This window comes from Ruegeria sp. BI12 (assembly GCF_056537985.1).
In genome coordinates, this window is the sequence record NZ_JBQFSL010000001.1 from 290,124 (window position 1) to 311,038 (window position 20,915).

General features: G+C 56.7%; 17 protein-coding genes. 11 read left to right on the forward strand and 6 right to left on the reverse strand.

The annotated features are described in order from the left end of the window. Nucleotides 1-3: 3 nt before the first annotated feature. The 4 genes from urtB to urtE are packed head-to-tail and all read left to right on the forward strand — an operon-like array spanning nt 4 to nt 4,625. On the forward strand, nt 4-1,956 hold the full coding sequence (urtB, locus tag ACR0AK_RS01540; protein ID WP_480792137.1) for an urea ABC transporter permease subunit UrtB: 1,953 nt from the start codon (nt 4-6) through the stop codon (nt 1,954-1,956). Between the two features lie 3 nt (nt 1,957-1,959). Then, complete coding sequence (gene urtC / locus ACR0AK_RS01545) at nt 1,960-3,189, forward strand: urea ABC transporter permease subunit UrtC (RefSeq protein WP_170561362.1); 1,230 nt, start codon at nt 1,960-1,962, stop codon at nt 3,187-3,189. Continuing rightward, nucleotides 3,186-3,926, forward strand: coding sequence for an urea ABC transporter ATP-binding protein UrtD (urtD, locus tag ACR0AK_RS01550; RefSeq protein ID WP_170561361.1), 741 nt, complete (start codon nt 3,186-3,188; stop codon nt 3,924-3,926). The genes urtC and urtD overlap by 4 nt, the downstream gene beginning before the upstream one ends. A 3-nt stretch (nt 3,927-3,929) precedes the next feature. Continuing rightward, nucleotides 3,930-4,625, forward strand: a complete 696-nt coding sequence (urtE, locus tag ACR0AK_RS01555) for an urea ABC transporter ATP-binding subunit UrtE (protein WP_480792138.1) — start codon at nt 3,930-3,932, stop codon at nt 4,623-4,625. 1,004 nt (nt 4,626-5,629) lie between these two features. Here urtE and ACR0AK_RS01560 read toward each other — a convergent pair. Further along, complete coding sequence (locus tag ACR0AK_RS01560; RefSeq protein WP_480792139.1) at nt 5,630-7,699, reverse strand: oxidoreductase; 2,070 nt, start codon at nt 7,697-7,699, stop codon at nt 5,630-5,632. 61 nt (nt 7,700-7,760) lie between these two features. Further along, nucleotides 7,761-9,113, reverse strand: a complete 1,353-nt coding sequence (locus ACR0AK_RS01565; protein WP_480792140.1) for an aminotransferase class III-fold pyridoxal phosphate-dependent enzyme — start codon at nt 9,111-9,113, stop codon at nt 7,761-7,763. Between the two features lie 146 nt (nt 9,114-9,259). Between ACR0AK_RS01565 and ACR0AK_RS01570 the strand changes: the two genes are divergently transcribed. The 7 genes from ACR0AK_RS01570 (at nt 9,260) to argE (ending at nt 16,574) form a co-directional block, all read left to right on the forward strand. Further along, nucleotides 9,260-10,072, forward strand: coding sequence for a helix-turn-helix transcriptional regulator (locus ACR0AK_RS01570; protein WP_170561357.1), 813 nt, complete (start codon nt 9,260-9,262; stop codon nt 10,070-10,072). Nucleotides 10,073-10,341: 269 nt separating this feature from the next. Beyond that, complete coding sequence (locus ACR0AK_RS01575) at nt 10,342-11,622, forward strand: flavin-containing monooxygenase (RefSeq protein WP_480792141.1); 1,281 nt, start codon at nt 10,342-10,344, stop codon at nt 11,620-11,622. Between the two features lie 17 nt (nt 11,623-11,639). Further along, nucleotides 11,640-12,056: a RidA family protein gene (locus tag ACR0AK_RS01580; RefSeq protein ID WP_170561355.1), complete on the forward strand. Its 417-nt coding sequence runs from the start codon at nt 11,640-11,642 to the stop codon at nt 12,054-12,056. A 79-nt stretch (nt 12,057-12,135) separates the two neighbouring features. Next, nucleotides 12,136-12,810 carry a DUF1028 domain-containing protein gene (locus ACR0AK_RS01585; RefSeq protein ID WP_480792142.1) on the forward strand — a complete coding sequence of 225 codons (675 nt, stop codon included), beginning with the start codon at nt 12,136-12,138 and terminating at the stop codon, nt 12,808-12,810. A 15-nt stretch (nt 12,811-12,825) separates the two neighbouring features. After that, complete coding sequence (locus ACR0AK_RS01590) at nt 12,826-14,322, forward strand: aldehyde dehydrogenase (protein WP_480792143.1); 1,497 nt, start codon at nt 12,826-12,828, stop codon at nt 14,320-14,322. Between the two features lie 25 nt (nt 14,323-14,347). Continuing rightward, nucleotides 14,348-15,286, forward strand: a complete 939-nt coding sequence (locus tag ACR0AK_RS01595) for a LysR substrate-binding domain-containing protein (RefSeq protein ID WP_170561352.1) — start codon at nt 14,348-14,350, stop codon at nt 15,284-15,286. 139 nt (nt 15,287-15,425) lie between these two features. Next, a complete protein-coding gene (gene argE / locus ACR0AK_RS01600; RefSeq protein ID WP_480792144.1) occupies nt 15,426-16,574 on the forward strand; it encodes an acetylornithine deacetylase in 1,149 nt (382 codons plus the stop codon). 75 nt (nt 16,575-16,649) lie between these two features. Here argE and ACR0AK_RS01605 read toward each other — a convergent pair whose 3' ends face one another. The 4 genes from ACR0AK_RS01605 to ACR0AK_RS01620 are packed head-to-tail and all read right to left on the reverse strand — an operon-like array spanning nt 16,650 to nt 20,558. Next, nucleotides 16,650-17,687 (reverse strand): extracellular solute-binding protein, encoded by a 1,038-nt coding sequence (locus ACR0AK_RS01605; RefSeq protein ID WP_480792145.1) that lies wholly within the window; start codon nt 17,685-17,687, stop codon nt 16,650-16,652. Nucleotides 17,688-17,706: 19 nt separating this feature from the next. Further along, on the reverse strand, nt 17,707-18,516 hold the full coding sequence (locus tag ACR0AK_RS01610) for an ABC transporter permease (RefSeq protein ID WP_170561349.1): 810 nt from the start codon (nt 18,514-18,516) through the stop codon (nt 17,707-17,709). 3 nt (nt 18,517-18,519) lie between these two features. Further along, nucleotides 18,520-19,449 carry an ABC transporter permease gene (locus ACR0AK_RS01615; protein ID WP_480792146.1) on the reverse strand — a complete coding sequence of 310 codons (930 nt, stop codon included), beginning with the start codon at nt 19,447-19,449 and terminating at the stop codon, nt 18,520-18,522. Further along, entirely contained in the window at nt 19,449-20,558 is a 1,110-nt protein-coding gene (locus ACR0AK_RS01620; protein WP_480792147.1) for an ABC transporter ATP-binding protein, read from the reverse strand. The genes ACR0AK_RS01615 and ACR0AK_RS01620 overlap by 1 nt, the downstream gene beginning before the upstream one ends. Between the last annotated feature and the right edge of the window lie 357 nt (nt 20,559-20,915).

The following is a 20,915-nucleotide window of genomic DNA, read 5'->3' on the forward strand; positions in this document are numbered from 1 at the left end:
CATATGTTACGACTTTTCCTTGCGGGCCTCGCAATCCTGTGCGCCTGCCTGACTGCCAACGCTCAAGAGGTCGGTCTGCAACCGATCTTGCAAGAGCATCAGGAGATCATCGCAAAAAGTTCGCGTAAGACGATCAAACCGGCGATTGATGCTATTGCGACAAGCGGTTTGCCTCAGGCGCAAGTAATGCTTGAGACCTGGGCCGCCAAAAACATGTGGATGCGCAAGTCTGACGGTCTGTTCTTCGCTGGTCAGAAAGGTGAGGGGCGGTCGTATGAACTGACCGATTTCGATACAGGTGAGATCGTCGGCACCTTCGAGAAGTCCGAGCTTAAGCAGTTGAAGCCCAACAGCGGTATCCGCGCGATGATTGGGACAGCGTTGGTGCAGTTCCAACTGACCGATACCAACCGCGCGAAGCGGCTGGCGGCCCTGCAATCCATTCAGCGTGATCCCGAAAGTGCACTCTTAGAGCCACTTCGCGCTTCGATAGACGATGAACCGGACACGGAATTGAAAGCGCAAAAACAGCGGCTTGAACGATTGCTGACGATTGGATTTGACGAAGATACCGCAGCCCGCGTGGCCGCGATCGAAGAAATGTCCGGCGATCTAGGCGTAGATGTTCGTGCCGCTTTGAACCCTTTGGTCGTTACCTCTCGGCACGCCGCTATCGAATTGCCCACGGACCTGAACGTCGCAGTTGTTCTTGAAGCGGGCTCAGACGCCTTAACGTCTGACGAAGCATATGACTTGCTCGTTGCGGGAAACCTCGCCCCACCACGTGTTTCATCGGAAGATATCAGAGCGGCACTATCGGCTAATATTGTCGGGGGTCGCGTAAGTGACATTCCAGTCGCTCAACTGAATTCAGACGCAACGCGCGAGCGTGCGTATGCCGCCCTGGCAGAGGCCGGGCTTGTGCCAGCCTTATTCACGGACGAAGACATCAACGCTGCAGTTGGCACGCATATATTCTTCGAAACGTACAGCGAGCCGTCTGCCGAGGTTACCAAAGCAGCCGAGAAAGCCCTGGAACAGATCGAACTGAAGGTCAGCCTGAACCAAACACTCGACCTGACGCTGGACGCGATCTCACTGGCGTCGATCTATTTCCTTGCCGCCATTGGTCTGGCTATCACCTTCGGCGTGATGGGCGTGATCAACATGGCCCATGGCGAGTTCATCATGATGGGCGCCTACACCGGCTACGTGGTGCAACAGTTCATCCCCGACCATACGCTGTCGATCATCGTCGCCATCCCGATGGCTTTTGCGGTCACCTTCGCCATGGGCGTCGCGATGGAGCGGCTAGTGATCCGTTGGCTCTATGCCCGGCCGCTTGAGACGCTGCTTGCGACGTTTGGCATCTCAATTGCCCTGCAGCAACTGGCCAAGAACATTTTTGGTACGCAGGCTCGTCCACTGACCGCTCCAGGTTGGCTGGACGGGGCGTGGGTGCTGAACGACGTGGTCGCGATCAGCTATATCCGCATCGCAATCTTTGTGCTGGCGATGATCTTTCTGGGGCTGTTCCTTTACATCATGAAGCGCACTCGGCTGGGGCTTGAGATGCGCGCGGTGACGCAGAACCCGCGCATGGCGGGGTCGATGGGGATCAATCCGGGGCGGGTGAACATGCTGACCTTCGGGCTGGGCTCGGGCATCGCCGGGATCGCGGGTGTCGCCATCGGCCTCTTTGCCAAGGTCACCTCGGACCTGGGCAACGATTACATCGTACAAAGCTTCATGACAGTGGTGGTCGGCGGTGTCGGCAACATCTGGGGCGCGCTGGCGGGTGCCGGAATGATCGGCTTCCTGCAGAAAGGGATCGAGTGGATGAACCCATCGAACACCCTCGCGGCGCAAACCTACATGATCATCTTCATCATCATTTTCATCCAGTTCCGGCCAAGGGGCATCATCGCCCTCAAGGGCCGCGCGGCAGGGGATTGAGCCATGGAACGCAGCTTTATCTCCAAGAACCCATCCGTGCTGGTCTTTCTTGCCATCCTGTCCCTTTTCACCCTGAGCGTGACCATCCTGTCCGAGGGATTCGGGGTCGGTGTGATCTCGACCAGCTTCGTCAAAACGCTAGGCAAAACCCTGTGCCTGTGCCTGATCGCAGTGGCGATGGATCTGGTCTGGGGCTTCACTGGCATCCTGTCGTTGGGCCACTTCGCCTTCTTCGGGCTAGGGGGCTACATGATCGGCATGTGGCTGATGTACGAACGCACCCGTCTGATCGTGGTCGACTCGCTGGCACAGGCCGAAATTCCACCGACTTCAGCCGAGGTAGTGGACGCCATCGCAACACAAGTCTTTGGCGTTGTCGGATCGTCGGAATTTCCGTTGATCTGGGCGTTTTCCCACAGCCTGACCCTGCAGCTTGTTCTGGTTGTGTTGGTCCCCGGTTTGCTGGCGCTGATCTTCGGATGGTTGGCTTTCCGGAGCCGTGTAACCGGTGTGTATCTGTCGATCCTGACCCAGGCTATGACTCTGGCGCTGGCCCTGTACCTGTTCCAGAACGACAGTGGCTTGCGTGGCAATAACGGGCTGTCCGGCTTGCAGAACCTGCCAGGTGTCACCACCTCACAGGACGTCGTGTCGATCTGGTTCCTATGGGCTTCGGCACTGGCGCTGGGTCTGGGCTATATGCTGGCCGCATGGATTGTTTCAGGCAAGTTCGGCTCGGTCATCCGCGGCATTCGCGATAACGAGGCACGAGTGCGCTTCCTTGGCTACTCGGTCGAGGTCTACAAGCTTGCCGTCTTCACCCTGACTGCTTGCATCGCGGCCATTGCTGGCGCGCTTTACTATCCGCAAGCCGGCATCATCAACCCCGAGGAGATGGCTCCAATCGCTTCGATTTATTTGGCCGTCTGGGTCGCAATCGGTGGACGAGGTCGCTTGTACGGCGCGGTAATTGGCGCAGCTTTTGTCAGCCTTCTGAGCACGTGGTTCACGGGCGGGCAGGCCCCGGATATTTCGCTTGGGTTTTACACGATCAAATGGGTCGACTGGTGGCAGGTGCTACTGGGCGTAACTTTCGTGTTGGTTACGCTGTTCGCCCCGCAGGGCATCGGAGGATTGTTCGACTTGTGGACCGACCGCCGCCACCCGGACAGGCATGGGGCAAATCTGGGACCAGATGACGGCGCCCTGCGAGAGAAGGAGGCCATGGAATGAACACGTTGCTTGAGGTTAGCGGTGTTTCGGTCACTTTCGACGGTTTCCGAGCTATCAACAACTTATCGTTCCAGATCGGCGAGGTCGAACTTCGTGCAGTGATCGGCCCGAACGGGGCAGGGAAAACCACGTTCATGGACATCATCACAGGTAAAACCCGGCCCGATGAAGGGCGTGTCATCTGGGGAGAGAAATCCCTATCTTTGTTGGGACTTTCCGAAGCAAAAATTGCGCAGGCTGGGATCGGGCGGAAGTTTCAGAAACCAACGGTTTTCGAAGACCAGACCGTGCACGAAAATCTGCTGATGGCACTTCAGAACAAACGTGGCTGGCTTCACGTGCTTTTCTATCGAACCTCCACTGACGATTTGCAGAAAGTTGAAGAACTGGCCGTCGAAATCGGTCTGCATCAAGACCTAAGCCGCAAGGCTGGTGAACTGAGCCACGGTCAAAAACAATGGCTGGAAATTGGCATGCTGCTGGCCCAGGAACCACGACTCTTGCTGGTGGACGAACCTGCCGCCGGCATGACACCGCAGGAGCGCGAACACACCACCGACTTGCTGTTACAAGCCGCCAGAACCCGCGCCGTTGTCGTGGTGGAACACGATATGGAATTTGTTCGGCGCCTGAATTGCAAAGTCACGGTTTTACACGAAGGGTCCGTCTTGGCTGAAGGGAGCCTTGATCACGTGACATCTAACCAGGACGTCATCGACGTATACTTAGGGCGCTAAACAATGCTGAAGCTGACTGATCTGACTCTACATTATGGGCATTCGCAAATCCTCAACGGGATTTCCATGGAAGCCAGACAAGGCGAAGTGACTTGCGTCATGGGGACCAATGGTGTCGGGAAAACCAGCCTGATGAAGGCAATATCAGGTACGCATCCGCGTTCGGCTGGCAATCTGGAACTGGACGGGGAATCTTTGGGTGTCTTGCCTGCTCATCAAATGGCGTGGAAAGGCGTGGCTTATGTTCCACAAGGTCGTGAAATATTTCCTTTGCTCACAGTTCGCGAAAACCTTGAAACGGGGAACGCCTGTCTGCCAGCCAGCGAGCATTTCATTCCAAATGAAATTTTTGACATGTTCCCGGTTCTCAAGCAGATGCAAAACCGTCGCGGAGGTGACCTCTCAGGCGGTCAGCAGCAACAGTTGGCGATCGCGCGGGCACTGATAACGCGACCACGCCTTCTTCTGTTGGACGAGCCGACCGAAGGTATTCAGCCCAACATCATCCAACAGATAGGCGAAGTCATCCGGCACCTTAGAGCCACGAGCGGAATGGCAATCATCTTAGTGGAGCAATACTTTGACTTTGCCTATGATCTTGCCGACAGATTTATCGCGTTGCGACGTGGCGAAGTCTTAATCAACGGCACCAGGGAAGACGTGACACGCGATAAGTTATTACAGGCCGTAACAGTCTAGCGCTGATACTTGAAATTGGTTTTGGGATTGAAGAATGAGGCGCAAAATTTGGCTTAATTTAAGCTAGGGCATGGTTTGAACCTCTGAACATGTTCAATTGAAACCGTAATTTTTTCTGAAATCTCATCGTTCGGCGTCCCCTGCCTTGAAGGGCAAGTACTTTTGATCAGGTGAAGGACTTCATTTCGCGCTGAAGTTCGACATGGAAGCCGTCCCAACTTGCACCGCAATTCGAGTAATATCGGCTTTCTAGACGTATGCATGTTGTGGAAGGCTTTTGAGGCACAAATGGCAAAACCTGTGCACCGAAGACTTTCCGCATGATTGAAAATCAATGCTTTAAGTGTCTTTAAATGGTAACTCTATGTAACGCCTGACATTCCTTGAAGGACGACACACAGTTCCGCACCCAGCGACAGAACCTTACCATTTTCGCCTCACTTCCTTCGTCCAGCACCTAGACTGACCTCATTGCCCCCGATGTCATATTGGCAAAATCAGGGCTGATTTGCAGACCAGACGGAGAAGCTGTCTGTTCCTGCGGAACTGTCACGTAGTGAGCGCGGATGGGGTCGAGGCAACGCTATTCGACAGGGGTGGCGCGGCCTGCAGGCGCAGCCGAGGACACGGTATCGTCTAATCGACTCGCCCGAGGGTGAGCGCAGCGTCTTACCCCTGAAGGCCAGGTGCGATTGGCTTGCCCAAATCCCGCTGTCCCCAAAACAAGCGCGGCGGTGCAGGCTACGCGATTACTCTTTGCACCAGAACACGTTGTTTTCCTAGAAAAAGGGCTGAGAGCGGACGTTCGCGGCTGTTTCTAGCGAATATCAGATTCGAAGCTACGGCAGAAGACAATCATACCGCTGCGAAGTCATTGAATGTAGAATGAAAATTTGCGCTGCCTGGAGAAGGTTAAATTTTCGATGCGCCGAAGATGGCAATTGTTGTTCAAGTGTATATGGCGGTAGAGTTCTGCCCATACCGCCTAATGCCCGTCAATGACCTCAGTCCACCGCAAGCTCCGTTATTTCCCGGCGGAAGGGTAAATCGTCACCGATATCCTTGCCATCAAGTTCACGCGCATAACGGTGGCCGGCATAAGTGGCCCAGGCGATCGGGCCGGGCGCGTTGGCGTCGCCGATCAGTTTAACCGACTTGATGCCAGCATCCGCCCATTCGGCTTCGCGCGTTTTCAGGTCGTTGAATACGGCGTTGTTTTCCAGGCGTGACGCTACCATCACAACCGCGTCCGCGTCGATCTTCCAGGTCCGGTCCGTGTAGACGCAGTTCGAAACCACATGATCCGGATGGATTTCGGCAATGCCTTGGTTCAGGACGATCTCGACACCAGCCTCGACCAAACGTGGGTGGATAGCGATCTGTTCAAGCGTGTTATTCGTCCAGTCGCTGACATAAGCCGATGGTGTGACCAGCGTCACCTGCGCATCGTTCCTGCTTAACAATTCGGCCAGCACACCCCCCATATAGTAGTGGTCGTCGTCATAGACCACGACGCGTCCCGAGGGGATGGTTCCATTCATCAGATCGTCGGGGGTATAGACCCTGGCCCCCTCTGCGATCGGCATCGGCACGACGTGCTGACGGGAAACGCCGTCGCGACGCCAGGTTGCACCGGTGGCGATACAGACGTTTTCGAACCCGAATTCCAGAATGCTCTCGGCATCCAGCTCGCTTTCACGGTATATTTCTACGTTCGGACGCTGGCTTAGTTGATAGTCACGGTAATCAACCACGCGACCCCAGGCCGACAGGCCAGGCAGCAAGCGTTCACGGGCCACGCGACCGCCGATCACGTCGCGGGCCTCGGCTACAGCTACGTCATAGCCCCGGCGGCACAATGCCCATGCAGCCTCAAGTCCCGCCGGGCCCGAGCCGACGATTAACACGTTGTCGCTGTCGCCTTTGTCGTTCATCTTTTCGGGATGCCAGCCCTTGCGCCATTCCTCCATGAATGTTGGGTTCTGAGTGCAGCGGCTGATCGACATGGTCATGTCGCCAGTGATGCAGATATTGCAGCCGATACATTCGCGGATGTCCTCGATCCGGCCTTCCTCGATTTTTTTTGGCAGGAAAGGGTCGGCAATCGATGGGCGGGCGCAGCCTATGAAATCCAGCGTGCCGGACTTGACCATTTTGGCCATCACATCCGGTGACGTGAATCGTCCGACGCCGACGATGGGTCTATCGGTTAATTCATGAATGCCACGCACCAGCTCTTCCTGCGCGGCCTCTTCTTTGAACCGTGAGGGGCCGGAGCAATCTTCCCATGTCCCCTGCGCCAGATCCCACAGGTCGGGCAGGTCTTTGTTCATCTCGATATAGTCACGCACCTCGGCGTTCGAGAAACCGAGTTCTCCGATGGTTTCATCCAGGGAGACCCGCAGCGTAATCGCCATCGTGTCCCCCACCGCGTCGCGCATGTCGGCGATGACCTCCTGGCTGAATCGGGCGCGATTTTCCAAGGATCCACCGTATTCGTCGCTGCGCTGGTTAGTAGCGCGGCTGAGGAAGTGCTGGAAGATGCCGAACCCATGCGCGCCATACAGGCAGATCAGGTCAAAACCTGCATTTTTCGAACGTTTTGCAGCGTTCACGAACCATCGGCGTAGATCTTTGATGTCCTGCTTGTCCAGCGCGCGGGCCTGTACCGGGTCATTGGTAAAGGTGCGGATGGGCAGGGCCGAGGGGGCCAGTGGCACCTCTTTGGTATACAAATTCGGCCCGTTGATCCCGGAATAGGCCAGCTGGATACCCGCCAGTGCACCATGCGTCTTCATCCGCTCGGACATCTTGCGCAGTTGCGGGATATCCTTGTCCTCCCACAGGCGCAGTTCGATGAAGGGGGTGATTTCCGAGGTGTGGTGCATCTCGCACTGTTCAGTGAAAATCACACCCCAGCCGCCTTCAGCCTTGATCCCACGCATCGCTGCAGCAGCAGAAGGATCGCGGTATCCGCCGCCGTTACAATGGGGCACCTGATAGAAGCGGTTCTTTGCGGTCAAAGGGCCGATCTGCATCGGCTCAAACAGAATGTCATAGCGTGGGTCGCGCATAACTGGCTCCTTCAGGCTGGCTGATATGTTTGGGTCCCTCGGACCCCGGGTAGTGCGGTGTTTACAAACCGGCGGCGACTTCGGTGATGGCGTCGCGCAGGATATCTTCGATGCGGTCGATCATGGGCTCGTCCATAATCAGGGTTGGGGACAGGATCAGCACATTGCCCAGGGGCCGCGCGATCAGGCCGCGTTTTTGACAGGCGCGGGCCACCTTCAACCCAACTTGGGCATCTTCCGGATAGCTTTCTTTGGTGTCGCGGTCTTTGACAAACTCGATCCCGATCATGAAGTGGCTGCCGCGCACCTCGCCGACAAGCCCGATGTCGGTCAGGCCGCGCAGGTTGTTTTCAAACCGCTTGCCGGTTGTGCGAACCCTCTCGGGAATGCCCTCACGCTCCATGATGGCAATGTTGGTCAGGCCCGCAGCCGCGGCGGCAGGGTGGCCCGAATAGGTCATGCCATGTAAGAACATGCTGTCCGGCCCCGAGATCACGTCGTGAATATCGTCCGAGACAATGGTCGCCGACAGTGGCTGATAGCCAGATGTCAGACCCTTGGCGGTAGTGATGATGTCGGGCACCATGCCAAATACGTCTTCCGAGGCAAAGAAATGTCCAAGTCGGCCAAAGGCGGTGACGACTTCATCGGCGACGTATTTGATATCGTTTGCTTTGCAGACCTCCCATGCGCGTTTGTGGTATCCTTCGGGCGCCGTGACCACGCCGCCTGCGCCCTGAATGGGCTCGGCGATAAAGGCGCAGATGTTTTCCGCGCCGATCCGTTCGATGCTTTCGATCAAATCGTCGATCAGGGCTTCAAGGAACTCGGCCTCGGTTAACTCATCTCCCTCGCGCCAGAAATGCGGCGAGCGCAGGTGTCGCACCAGATCGTTGGCTGCGTGCCAGCCTTCGGAATAGCCGGGTGTCGTCATCGCCATGGCAAGGTGGGTCGAGCCGTGATAGGCCCCGTGCCGCGACAAAACCATTTTCTTTTCAGGTTTGCCTTTGCGGATATTGTAGTGGTGTAGCATTCGAATGGCACTGTCATTGGCGACTGAGCCGGAATTGGCAAAATACACGGCGTTCAGATGCCCCGGTGCCAGCTGCGCGACCTTCTCAGCCAGGGCTGCTGCGGAGGGATGGGTAAAGTTGTAAAAGGTCGAGTAGTAGTCCAGCGTTTTCAGCTGATCGGTGATCGCGTTTATCATCTCGGCATTGCCGTGGCCGATATTGACGCACCACAGACCCCCGATCCCGTCGATCAATTCGGCTCCGTCACTGTCATAGACATAAGCACCCTTCGCGCGTGAAATCACGGTGCGCGCGCCTTGCTGCTTCAACGCGTTCAGATCGGCGAACGACTGAATCAAGTGATCGTCCTGCGCAAGAATGTCGAGCGTATCTTTGGCCATGCTCAATCCCTCTGGTTTTCGATGTAAACTCGCGATTTCGGCATGGCTCGACGGGGGTGAAATCGCAAAGGCATACCACTTAATTTCAACAAAAATACTACTTTGCTCACTTTAGGGGGTATATACCCCCAAAGGGGTACCTGAAGATGTCACCAATTCCAGCACCAGACTTGTTGTCGGATGCCATTCTGGCCACCGGATCGGAACGTTTCAGCGATGCGCTGCACCAATGGCTGAATGCGACATGTTCTTTCGACAATTTCGCGATCATCGCCTTTTTTCAGAATGGCAACCCGCAGGTTCTGGCGACTCGTGCCCGAGACAGTCGCGTTTTCGAACGTATAGATAGCCACTATGTCAAAGGGGCTTATCTGCTGGACCCTTTTTTTAGTCTGCATCAAAAAGGCGCGGCGGATGGACTGTATCGTTTGACCGACGTGGCCCCTGACCAGTTCCAGCGCAACGAATACTTCAAATCCTATTACGCCAATACAACCCTGACGGATGAGCTTGCTTTCTTTTCAGGCCTCGCGCAGGGCGCTTCGATCACGGTCTGTATCGGCAGGGATGCCACCACCGCTTCGCGATTCTCGATTAGGGATCACAACGTGGCCACACAGGTTGCCCCGGTGGTCAATGCGCTGGTCAGGCAGAACTGGTCCGGCATCAGACCGCCACACGAGGATGAGCCGGGCGATGTCGTCGATCAATTGCGCCATCGCGTGTCCGCCGAACAAGACATCAACCTTAGCCCAAGACAGGCCGAGGTGGCGTTGTTGATCCTGCAAGGGCATTCGTCGATTTCCATCGGCCTTACGCTTGGCATCAGCTCCCAGACCGTCAAGGTCCTGCGCAAGCAGCTCTACCGAAAATGCGGGATCTCATCCCAAGGCGAATTGTACTACCTGCTTGCGCCATACCTGTCGGAAAGCAGGCAAATGGCCGGAAAAACGAGATAATTTCCGTCAGGTTAGCCAAAGCCTAATTAAGAGATAGCCAGACAATAATTTCGCCCCTGTCGAACTTGTGAAACCTTGTCGATGAAACGCGCAAAAATTGCTTGAACAGTGCAGAACGTCAGGTCGTTCGGGTGGCTCTGGTCCTCTCAGATGTCCGCATCTGGAACGGAAAAGACAGTCGGTAACTGCGGCACTGGAGCCAGCAGGGTAAGCGCGATTGCAACGACCCGCTCTGGTCAATGAAAGATGCAAAAATAGGGAACCGACACATGTCCATCGAGAAAACGGATACACTGGTTGTTGGCGGCGGACAGGCAGGCATCGCGCTGAGCGAGCACCTGGGCAACAACGATGTCCCGCACATAATCCTGGAAAAGAACCGTACCGCCGAGGCCTGGCGCACCGGCCGTTGGGATGCTTTGGTCGCCAATGGCCCGGCTTGGCATGACCGGTTTCCCAGCCTGCTGTTCAAGGGCGACGATCCTGACGCGTTCGTGCCCAAGGATCGGGTTGCCGATTATCTGGTTGAATACGCCGAAATGGTCAAAGCCCCGATCCGCGAAGGGGTTGAGGCACTCAAGGCTGAGCGTCTGCCAGGTGAAGGCGGGTTCAAGGTCGAAACCTCAGCCGGTGAGATTCATGCCAAACGTATCGTGGCCGCGACTGGAGCATTCCAGCATCCGGTGATTCCGCCGATCGTGCCGGAAATGGCTGACGTCAAGCAGCTGCATTCCTTCTATTACAAGAACCCCGAACAACTGCCCGAAGGGGCCGTTATGGTTGTGGGCGCGGGCTCGTCCGGCGCGCAGATCGCAGATGAGCTGAACCGGGCGGGCCGCAAGGTCTTTCTGTCGGTTGGCCCGCATGACCGGCCTCCGCGCCGCTATCGCAGCCGTGACAATGTCTGGTGGCTGGGCGTGTTGGGTCTGTGGGACATGGCCGCGCAGAAACCTGGCACCGAACATGTCACTATCTCGGTCAGCGGGGCTCACGGCGGCCACACAATGGATTTCCGGCGTCTTGGGAATGAGGGCGTGACGCTTACCGGTATGACCAAAAGCTTCGAAAACGGCGTGCTGAGTTTCGCCGATGATTTGCAAGCAAACGTAGCCGCGGGCGACGCCAATTACCTTGAGATGCTGGACATGGCCGACGCATATGTGGAACGCACGGGCATCGACTTGCCGGAAGAGCCGGAGGCGCGTGAACCCTTTGCTGACCCTGAAAGCCTGACCAATCCGCTCACATTGGTGGATTTCGCCAAGGAAGGCATCAACACGATCATCTGGGCGACGGGTTTCCGGCAGGATTTCAGCTGGATCAAGGCCGACGCTTTTGACGCCAAAGGCGCGCCGATCCATCAGCGTGGCGTGTCCATCGCGCCTGATATCTATTTCCTTGGTCTGCCCTGGCAATCGCGCCGCGGATCGACCTTTATCTGGGGCGTCTGGCATGACGCGAAATACATCGCCGATCAGATCGCGATCCAACGCGCCTATGCCAACTATGAAGGCGAGGCGGCCATCATCGCCCCCGCAGCTGCGGAATAAAACAACAGGATAACGAAATGGCGCATACTCGCATTCGCAAATTCAACACCAAAGAAACCTATCCCGAACAGAACCTCGACAACGATCTGTGTCAGGCCGTAGTCACGCAGGGCGGTAAGACCGTCTACCTGCGCGGCCAGTGCCCGCAAAATCTGGACGATGCGGCCAATATCGACAGTCACGATCCGGTCGAGCAGACCCACAAGGTGATGCAGAACATCAAACAGTTGATCGAAGAGGCAGGCGGTTCGATGGAGCATCTGGTCAAGGTAGTCGTCTATATCACCGATGTGCGTCACCGCGAGGCCGTGTATCGGACCATGGGTTCGTATATCAAAGGTGTTCATCCCGTTTCGACAGGTCTGGTCGTTCAGGCGCTGGCGCGCCCGGAATGGCTGGTCGAAATCGACGGCACAGCTGTCATTCCCGATTGATCAATCGACAGAGCCGGATCGCGCTTCCTTTTCTTCCCCTTCAAGGCGCGATCCGGATCTTGTTTTACAGGAGGTCCGAATGACTTTTTCACTGGTTGCCCGCTGCGCTGAAACCGGAATGTTCGGCTTGGCGATTTCGTCGTCCTCACCTGCTGTGGCCGCCCGCTGTTCCTTTGCGCGCGCGGGGGTTGGGGCCGTTGCCTCTCAAAACGTGACAGACCCCAATCTTGGCCCGCTGACACTGGATCTGATGGAACAGGGAAAAACCGCACCCGAGGCCATTGCTGAAATGACTACCCGCGCGAAATTTATCGAATACCGGCAGGTTCTGGCCGTGGACAGCGCCGGACGCACTGCGATCCATTCCGGCCCCAACAGTCTTGGTATCTGGACGCAGGCGCAGGCCGAAAACGTTGCCTCGGGTGGCAACCTTCTGGCCAATGACCGAATCCCGCAGGCCATTGTTGATGACTTCCTGTCAACCAAAGGCCACATCGGGGACCGCCTGATCGCCGCCATGCGCGCCGGACTGGCCGCGGGGGGCGAGGCCGGCCCTGTGCGTTCCGCGGGCATGAAGATCGTCGACACCGTCAGCTGGCCTGTGGCTGATCTGCGGTGCGACTGGACAGAGGATTGCCCGATCGAAGCGATCGCAACTGCCTGGGACGTCTATAAACCGCAGCTCGACGCCTATATCCAGCGCGCGCTCGATCCGCGCGAGGCGCCGTCCTACGGCGTGCCTGGCGACGAATAATCACGGAGATACAGGATGTTGGACTATACACACGACGACTGGAAAAGCCGCGCCGCCGGTCTGTCCTTTCGCGGACAGGCGTTCATTGATGGCAAATTTGTTGATGCCGCCTCGGGCAAGACTTTTGACAGCATCAACCCTGCCTCCGGAGCAGTGCTGGCCCCGGTTGCCGAATGCGACGAAGTGGATGTGAACCGCGCTGTTACCGCCGCCCGCGCCGCGTTCGAGGATGGTCGCTGGTCACGCATGGCACCGGGCGACCGCAAGGCGGTGATGTTGAAACTGGCCGATCTGATCCGCAACAATCTCGAAGAAATGGCGCTGCTGGACAGTCTGGATATGGGCAAGCTAGTGACAGACGCCGCCACCATAGACGCGCCAGGGTCAGCGCATTTCTTCCAGTGGTACGCCGAGGCGATCGACAAAATTTATGACGAGGTCGCCCCAACCGGTCCCGGCGATCTGGCGTTGGTGAGCCGTGTGCCACTGGGCGTAGTTGGTGCGGTGACGCCGTGGAACTTCCCACTGGACATGGCCACCTGGAAAGCCGCGGCTGCGCTGGCGGCGGGCAACTCGGTGGTGCTGAAACCGGCTGAACAATCGCCCCTGTCGGCGCTGCGCTTGGCCGAATTGGCGGCCGAGGCCGGTGTTCCCGATGGTGTCTTCAACGTGGTTCCCGGTTTTGGCGCAACTGCGGGTCAGGCGCTGGGCATGCATATGGATGTGGATTGTCTGGCCTTCACCGGCTCGACTGCCACAGGCAAGATGTTCATGCAGTATTCGGGCCAGTCGAATTTGAAACAGGTCTGGCCGGAAACCGGGGGCAAAAGCCCCAATCTTATCTTTGCCGATTGCGAGGATCTGGACACCGCAGCCGACATGGCGGCCTTTGGTATCTTCTTCAATCAGGGCGAGGTCTGCTCGGCCAATTCGCGGCTCTATGTTGAGCGTTCGATCAAGGACGATTTTGTCGAAAAACTGATCGTCCGCGCGCAAGCGATGCAACCCGGCGATCCACTGGACCCGGCCTCAAAAATGGGCGCCATCGTGGACGAAAAACAAACGCAGGGCATCATGCGTTTCGTCGAAGATGGTAAAAAGACTGCCAATCTGGTGACGGGCGGCGATCGAGTGACTGTCGACGGCAAGGGTTGTTTTGTCCAGCCGACCATCTTTGATGACGTGGCCCACGACAATCCGCTGGCGCGGGACGAGATTTTCGGCCCTGTTCTGTCGGTTATTCCGTTTGATACCGAGGATCAGGCTGTGACTATGGCCAATGACTCCGTCTATGGGCTGGCGGCGTCGGTCTGGACCGACAACCTTTCCCGCGCCTGCCGGGTGTCTGACAAGCTGATGGCAGGGACCGTTTCGGTGAATACAATGGATGCGCTGTCGGCAATGACACCATTTGGCGGAATGAAACAGTCAGGCTTTGGACGCGATTTGTCATTGCACTCGCTTGAAAAATATACTGCCTTGAAAACAACGTGGATCAAGTACAAGGCTTGATCTGCGATACCGCGGGGATGCGCCTTTGCCTTTCAGATACACGCTGCGACAGCTTGAATATTTTGTAGCCGTCGGGAAGGCAGGCAGCATCGCCGCCGCCAGCGACAAACTAAACGTCTCGTCGCCGTCGATCTCGGCGGCGATTACCCAGCTTGAGGTCGAATTCGGCGTCACCCTCTTCGTGCGCGAACATGCGCGCGGCCTGTCGCTGACCAAGGCCGGACACAAATTCATGGAGCGCACCGAATTTGTTCTGCGCGAGGCTGAATTGCTGGCCACATTGGCCGGAGAGATCACCGGCAAGGTACAGGGTATTCTGTCGGTCGGTTGTCTGGTGACGTTCGCGCAGATCATCCTGCCGGGATTGCGGCGGGAATTTGAGACCACGTATCCGGACGTCCGGATCGAGCAACGTGAATTGAACCAGGCCGATATCTTCAGCCAGTTACGCCGCGCCGAGCTGGACATCGCTCTGACCTATGATCTGGACATTCCCGCTGATCTGGAATTCCAGCCCCTGCACGATCTGCCACCCTATGTCGTATTGGGCGAAGGGCACCCCTTGGCCAATCGCGCCGAACTGACGATTAAAGACCTGCAGGACAGCCCCATGGTTCTTTTGGATCTGCCATTCAGTGGCGAATATTTCCTGTCCTTCTTCCGGGACGCCAATATCAAACCCAATATCGCGGAACGCACCGCCGATATGTCGGTCATGCGCTCCCTGGTCGCCAATGGGTTCGGTTTCTCGATTGCCAATATCCGCCCGATGAATGCTCTGTCACCGGACGGCAAGACCCTGATCTTTGTCCCTTTGGCCGGAGAGCTGCGCCCTATGCGACTGGGCTTGCTGCGTGCGCGTGCCGAGAATGAGACGAACACGTCAAAAGCGTTTATCGAACACTGCGCTCAGGCCGTCCGGTCCGGTACGCTGCCGGGGCTCTGCGTGCGCGGGCAAGAATGACCTGGGGTCTTAGAAATCGCCTAACCCCTGCTTCGCCATTCCCGGATTTATGTTTCTTGCGGTTGGTATAGGTTTGAATTGAACGCCCCCTAGCAGCCAGAACTGCGCTGGCCGTCAAAGCGAAAGCAGACCAAAACCGATGATCTCGACACTGGATATTCTCGACCGGCTTGTTGGCTTTGATACGGTCAGCAAGAACTCGAACCTCGATCTAGCCGCCTATGTAGAAGAATTCCTTGAAGTGCGCGGATTTGCCGTGCATCGCATCACTGATCCCGGCGGCGACAAGACCGGGCTGTACGCCGAGAAAGGCCCGGAAGGCGACGGCGTGTTGCTGTCGGCGCACACGGATGTCGTGCCAGTCGAAGGTCAAAGCTGGACAAAAGACCCGTTTCGCCTGACCCGGGAAGGCAATCGGGTCTATGGGCGTGGCACTACGGACATGAAGGGTTATGTGGCTTCGGTCATGGCGCTGGCGGATCGTACGGCCGGGACAGACCTGCGTGAGCCGCTCAAGATCGCGCTGTCTTATGATGAGGAGGTGGGCTGTGTCGGTATCCAGCACATGTTGGACCGTCTTGCCCCGATGCTGGGCCAGCCCCGAGCCTGTTTCGTAGGCGAACCGACGGAAATGCAGGTGGCCGTGGGGCACAAGGGCAAGGCAGCGTTACGTGCAGTGTGCCACGGTCAAAGCGGCCATTCGGCGTTGGCACCGAAGTTTGTCAACGCGCTGCACCTGGCCACGGATTTTGTCGGAGAGTTGCGCGCCCTACAGGAAACCTATGGCAAAAGCGGCTATAGCGACCCGGCCTATTCGGTGCCCTATACCACCTTTCACGTGGGCATGATGTCCGGTGGCAGGGCGCTGAATATCGTGCCGGATCGCGCGGAACTAACCTTTGAATATCGCCATCTGGCCGCAGATTTGGGCAAGGATATCCTAGCCCAGATTCAGGACGCCGCCCTCAGGGTTGGCGCGCGATACCAGTCCCTTTGCCCCGAGGCACGGATCGAGGTTGAACAGTATAACGCCTATCCTGGATTAGACGTCGCCGAGACCGAAGGTATTATCGCCTACGCCCAGAAACTGGCGCAAAGCAATGCCACAACCAAGGTCGCCTTTGGCACCGAGGCCGGGTTTTTCAGCGAGCTGGGTATTCCTACCGTCGTTTGCGGCCCCGGATCGATGGAACGTCAGGGGCACAAACCGGATGAGTATCTAGAGATCGACCAGTTAAGCGCCTGCGACGCGATGATGGATCGCATTCTGGAAGATATCAGCCGGTAACTTATCCAGCCTTTACCATAGGCAAAAAGCCCCCGGACGGAACCGGGGGCTTTCGTGTCGAATAATTGACCCGAGTTACTTCTTCAGGTTGGTCCAGATTTGGTCATAGACCGCCTGAGTTTCCTCGTCACAGACTTCGATAAATACGCCCGGACCTGCATTGGAATGGGGGTTCTTCTCGGGTTGTTCCGCAAGGGCCGGATCGAGGAAGTCGCCCACACCGTTCACGCCGGCATTGTACTGGGCAAAGTTGGAAACGGCTGCGATGTTTTCAGGCTCCAACAGGAAGTCCATGAATTTCAATGCGTTTTCGCGGTTGGGGGCATCTTTCAGCAGAACGACGTTGTCCATCCAAGCGATATACCCTTGCGTCGGGAAGGCATATTCCACATTGGCGCCTTCCTCGCGCGCCTTGGCCGAGAACCCGTCATAGATCTGACCCACGGCGGCGTCGCCCGAAACCAGAACCTCCTTCGCGGTGTCCGAGTTGAACGACGCCCAGTGCGCCTTAGCCTCTTGCAGCATGGCGTTTAGCGCCTTCAGTTGCTCGCGGTCGGTTGAACATTGCGGGATACCCATATGCAGTGCTGCCATGGCCATCACTTCGCCCTGACTGTCCAGCATGTTGATGCGGCCCTGCAACTCTGCGGGCGGGTTGAACAGGATATCAGTGGTTTGAATATCACCGTCATAGGCATCGCGGCTGACCGCAAAACTGGTCGAACCCCACTGATACGGGATCGAGGATTGGCGACCGGGATCAAAGCCGGGATCGGCCCACTCCGGCGCGATGTTGCCTTTGTTCTTCAACTCACCATCGGCGATGGTGTCCAGCATGCCTTCACTTGCCATGATGGACACCATGTAGTCACCCGGCACCGACACGTCGTAGGTGCCAATTCCACCGGCCTTGAGCGAGGCCAGCATCGACTCGTTGCTGTCGTAAGTGTCCATGGTAACGGTGATGTTGGTTTCTTCGGTGAATTTGTCCAGAAGCTCCTGCGGGATGTATTCGAACCAGTGGTACAGAACCAACTCGCCCTCGGCCGCAGCTGCATTTGCACCCAAAGTCAAAGCAAGGGCAGCGACGCCGCTTTTCATCATATGTTTCATGTGTCTCTCCATCTGTTGGTTATTTTGTGTTGTCAGACTTGCTGACGAAATAACTGATCGTGACCATGATGATGGACACACTCAGCAACATGGTCGAAATCGCCATGATATTCGGTTTGATCCCTTGCTTGACCGAGCCGAAGATTGCCGTTGGCAGGGTTTCGACACCCGCACCTTTGACAAAGTTGGTGATGATGAAGTCATCCAGGCTGACGATAAAAGCCAAAAGAAAGCCCGAGATGATGCCCGGCATCATCAGCGGAAGCAGGATCTTGGTAAAGGCCTGTCGCTTGGTGGCATAGAGGTCCAGCGCGGCCTGTTCATAGCTGTCTTCGATCCCCTGCATCCGGGCGGAGATCGGCAGATAGGCAAAGGGAATACAGAATGCGATATGGGCAAGCAGGATGGTGAGCAGCCCGCGCTCAAACCCGATCGAATTGAAGAAGATCAGCGTCGCAACGGCCAGAACAATTTCGGGCACCATCAGCGGTAGGCTGATCAGTCCAAATGACACAGTCCGAAAGCGAAACTTGCCGCCACGCACCATGCCCGTTGCCGCCAGCGTCGCAATGGTTGTCGCTGTGGTCGCGGCGATGATTGCAATGATAAAGCTGTTTTTTGCTGCCGTCTTGAACTTGGCACTTTCCGGTCCGGTGAACACATCCACGTACCAGCGCAGCGATATGCCTTCCCAGTTGGTCAGCGATTGTGAGGCGTTGAAGCTGTAGATCGTAACCACGACCAGTGGGGCATAGAGGATGACCAGACACAGCAGTGTGATCCCCTTAAAGCCGGTATAGGACTTGATGTCGAATTGCTTGCTTGCCATCGGTCAGCCCCCCACCTTGTCCGCCTTGGCCTGTTGCCGGGCCGAGAACATCAGGATGATGAGAACCATGGTCAGCAGGATCATCGAAGCCGCCGCACCAAACGGCCAGTTGCCGGCATTGCCCTTGAACTGTTCTTCAATCAGCGAACCGATCATGAAATTCTTGGCGCCGCCCAACAGGTCGGGCGCAAGGAACGAGCCCATCGATGGCACAAAGACCAGAATACAACCCGCAAAAACGCCCGGTTTCACTGCCGGAAGCAGAACCCGCCGCAGCGTGGTCCATTTCGACGCATAAAGGTCCGCTGCCGCCTCGGAGAGGGCGAAGTTATAACGCTCCACCGCCGCATAGATCGGCAGGACCATGAAGGGCAGGTAGGAATAGAAGAGCCCCAACTGAACCGCAAAGTTTGTGTTAACGATATGCAGAGGGCTGTCGATCAGGCCGATACTCATCAGAAAATCGTTCAGCGGCCCCTGATCGCGCAGCAGGAACTTCATCGACACGGTCCGGATCAGCAAGTTCACCCAATAAGGGATGGTGATCAGGAACACCCAAACCGGGCGCATATTCTCGGACCGGGTTGCGATGAAATAGGCGGTTGGGAACCCGATCACCAGGCTCAGCAGCGTCGCTGCTCCCGCCTGCCAGATCGAACGCCAGAAGATCGTGACATAGGTCCATTCGATCTTCGGAGGGTCATCCCCGAACAACCCGCGATCAAAGAAGAACTGGTCATAGGCCGCCAGAGAGAACTCCCAGATCACGCCGCCGCGGAACTCTTTCGTCAGGAAAGAGTAGATCAGCATCATGATTACCGGGGCCAGCACCAGGATTGCCAGCGTCACCCATGCGGGTAGCAACAGCCATGTACGGGCCTCTTTATAGGTGTCTGTGGTTGCGCTGCCGCCGCTTGCTGCACCCGCCGCCATCAGTCCACCAGGAGGCGCCCGGCCCCCAACTCCATGTTGACATACATCTCGCTGCCCGGCTCGAATATGCGCTTGTTTCCGCGATCCGAGTTCGACGTGCGCACGATGAAATCAGGGCCATCCTGCAAATCGACGATGGTGGTGATGTCGGTGCCGACAAAGATGTTTTCCTTGATCCGCCCCTTCAGGCTTTCGGATTCCGCGGGCGTGTCGGACATATAAAGCCGCTCCGGGCGGATCGACATGTGAACCCGAGAGCCGACATCAATCCCGTCAACCGAGTTGCAGGTCAACTCATGCCCGCCGCCGAGATGGCAGGTTGCGCGGCCATTTGCGACGCCGTCGACGGAAACCTCTAAAAGGTTGGTCTCTCCGATAAAATCCGCCACGAACATGTTGTGCGGACGCTCATAGATATCCGTCGGTGCACCCAATTGCTGCAGTTCACCCGCCGACATGACCGCGATGCGGTCGGACATAGTCAGTGCTTCTTCCTGATCGTGGGTCACGAAGATGAAGGTGATCCCAGTTTCACGCTGCAGATGTTTCAGTTCTAACTGCATCGCCTTACGTAGCTTCAGGTCCAATGCTGACAGGGGTTCGTCCAACAACAGAACCTTGGGTTGCGGAGCTAACGCGCGGGCCAGCGCAACACGCTGTTGTTGACCGCCAGACAACTGGCTGGGTTTGCGCGCCGAGAACTGGCTAAGCTGCACCAGTTCAAGCATCTCACCCGCTTTCTTGCGGGCCTCGGATTTCGAGGCGCCGCGCATTTCCAGCCCGAAGGCCACATTGTCAAGAATGGTCAAATGCGGAAACAGCGCATAATTCTGGAAAACCGTGTTTACCGGGCGTTTGTTGGGCGGCAGGTCCTCGATCTCATCGCCGTAAAGGTAAATGGCACCTTCGGTCACGGCCTCGAATCCGGCTATCATCCGAAGCAGAGTGGTTTTGCCACAGCCTGACGGGCCGAGAAGAGTGAAAAACTCGTTGTCCATGATCGACAGCGAGATCTTCTTGAGCGCGGTAAAATCGCCATAGCGCTTCACCGCGTCCCGCACGTCAATCGCGATTTTTCCTGTGTCAGACAATTGCGCCTCCCTGAGCATCGCGAGTTTGCACTCGGGTATATACGGGGTGCGCGATCCGCCTAAGAATTGACTTCCTCACTAAACATTAGGATTAGCCTAATCATTTCGATTTTTAATTAAATATCAGTATATTATCGAGACTCTGAAGGTTTTTCGTAAAATGGAAAAGCCCAGAGTGCACACTGGAAGTGCAACCTTCCAGCGTATGGTGGTCGCAATGGAGCAGAGATCATTCAAGACTTACGGCAAGGGTTTCAGTTGGAGCGTGCAAACCCTGAGCTTTTGTTCTCGGCCGTCTGACCTGCATAAGGGGATCGCGATAAGCTCATCAGGGTGGTTTGACGGTGAGGTCGGACGAAGAGCGGGCACTTTAGT

Excerpts from the sequence above, each read along its gene's own strand:
- urtB (WP_480792137.1), top strand. The coding sequence starts at position 4 with ATGTTACGACTTTTCCTTGCGGGCCTCGCAATCCTGTGCGCCTGCCTG.
- urtC (WP_170561362.1), top strand. The coding sequence starts at position 1,960 with ATGGAACGCAGCTTTATCTCCAAGAACCCATCCGTGCTGGTCTTTCTT.
- urtD (WP_170561361.1), top strand. The coding sequence starts at position 3,186 with ATGAACACGTTGCTTGAGGTTAGCGGTGTTTCGGTCACTTTCGACGGT.
- urtE (WP_480792138.1), top strand. The coding sequence starts at position 3,930 with ATGCTGAAGCTGACTGATCTGACTCTACATTATGGGCATTCGCAAATC.
- ACR0AK_RS01560 (WP_480792139.1), bottom strand. The coding sequence starts at position 7,699 with ATGCGCGACCCACGCTATGACATTCTGTTTGAGCCGATGCAGATCGGC.
- ACR0AK_RS01565 (WP_480792140.1), bottom strand. The coding sequence starts at position 9,113 with ATGGCCAAAGATACGCTCGACATTCTTGCGCAGGACGATCACTTGATT.
- ACR0AK_RS01570 (WP_170561357.1), top strand. The coding sequence starts at position 9,260 with ATGTCACCAATTCCAGCACCAGACTTGTTGTCGGATGCCATTCTGGCC.
- ACR0AK_RS01575 (WP_480792141.1), top strand. The coding sequence starts at position 10,342 with ATGTCCATCGAGAAAACGGATACACTGGTTGTTGGCGGCGGACAGGCA.
- ACR0AK_RS01580 (WP_170561355.1), top strand. The coding sequence starts at position 11,640 with ATGGCGCATACTCGCATTCGCAAATTCAACACCAAAGAAACCTATCCC.
- ACR0AK_RS01585 (WP_480792142.1), top strand. The coding sequence starts at position 12,136 with ATGACTTTTTCACTGGTTGCCCGCTGCGCTGAAACCGGAATGTTCGGC.
- ACR0AK_RS01590 (WP_480792143.1), top strand. The coding sequence starts at position 12,826 with ATGTTGGACTATACACACGACGACTGGAAAAGCCGCGCCGCCGGTCTG.
- argE (WP_480792144.1), top strand. The coding sequence starts at position 15,426 with ATGATCTCGACACTGGATATTCTCGACCGGCTTGTTGGCTTTGATACG.
- ACR0AK_RS01605 (WP_480792145.1), bottom strand. The coding sequence starts at position 17,687 with ATGAAACATATGATGAAAAGCGGCGTCGCTGCCCTTGCTTTGACTTTG.
- ACR0AK_RS01610 (WP_170561349.1), bottom strand. The coding sequence starts at position 18,516 with ATGGCAAGCAAGCAATTCGACATCAAGTCCTATACCGGCTTTAAGGGG.
- ACR0AK_RS01615 (WP_480792146.1), bottom strand. The coding sequence starts at position 19,449 with ATGGCGGCGGGTGCAGCAAGCGGCGGCAGCGCAACCACAGACACCTAT.
- ACR0AK_RS01620 (WP_480792147.1), bottom strand. The coding sequence starts at position 20,558 with ATGCTCAGGGAGGCGCAATTGTCTGACACAGGAAAAATCGCGATTGAC.